General features: G+C 77.4%; 1 protein-coding gene. It reads left to right on the top strand.

Translation table 11 applies throughout. The features are described from left to right. On the top strand, window positions 1–957 hold a 957-nt coding region (locus HW577_RS25590), incomplete at its 5' end, for a CHAD domain-containing protein (RefSeq protein WP_198378895.1). Window positions 958–987: the final 30 nt, after the last annotated feature.

Genomic DNA, 987 nt, shown 5'->3' with positions numbered 1-987 from the left:
CTCGACGCGGCGCGCCTGCTGGCCGGGAGCGTGCCGATCCGCCCCTCCCTCGCCGCGCTCGCCGAGCAGGCGCGCGCGCTCGCCGCCGCCGTCGCGCCGCGGCCGATCCGGCTCGGCCCAGCCAATACCTCGGCCGCGACGACGGTGGAGGACGCCTTCCTGCGCGCCGCCGGCCACTTGCTGGAAGTGGCCGCCCAGCAGGCCGCCCGCATCGCTCCCGGCGCGCCGCCCGAACCCGTCCACCAGACACGCGTCGCGCTGCGGCGCCTGCGCTCGGTCTTCCGGGTGTTCCGGGCCGCGACCGATTGCGCGGCGCTGCGCGCCTTCGATGCCGGGCTGCGGGAGGTGCTGTCCGTCCTCGGCCCCGCGCGGGACTGGGACGTGTTCCAGACCGGCATCGCGCGGGAGATCGCCGACGCCTTCGACGAGGACCCGCGCATCGCCTCCCTGCGCCGTGCCGCGGAAGCCCGCCGCGCGGAGGCCTACGAGGCCGTGGGCGCGATGCTCGCCGGGCCGGCCTGGCGGCTGCTCGCGATCGAGGGCATCGGCATCCTGCTGCTCCGCCCCTGGCGGCAGGGGGCGGAGGAGGCGCGGCTCGCCATGCTCGACGCGCCGGCCGCGCCCTTCGGGCGCGCGGTGCTGGACCGGCGCTGGCAAAGGCTGCGGCGGGCGGGGGCGGGCTTCGACGAATTGTCCGCCGAGCAGCTCCATGAGCTGCGCCTGGACGGCAAGCGCCTGCGGTATGCGGCGGAGGTCTTCGCGCCGCTGTTCGGCCCGCGCGCCACGCGGCGCTTCCTCCGACGGCTCTCGGCGCTGCAGGAAGGGCTGGGCCTTGCGAACGATGCCGCGGTGGCGCGCGGGCTGGTCCGCAGCCTGGCCGCGCCCGGCCAGGCGGGGCGGGCCTGGGCGGTGGGCGCGGCGGAGGGAGGTCGGAACAGCTCACGCCTGAACTCCTGACACACCTGAATCCCGGTGACGCGCCTTGCC

It is taken from the genome of Neoroseomonas rubea (genome assembly GCF_016106015.1).
GTDB lineage: Bacteria > Pseudomonadota > Alphaproteobacteria > Acetobacterales > Acetobacteraceae > Neoroseomonas > Neoroseomonas rubea.
The sequence above is the reverse complement of the archived record's forward strand: the minus strand, read 5'-3'. Positions and strand labels throughout refer to the sequence as shown.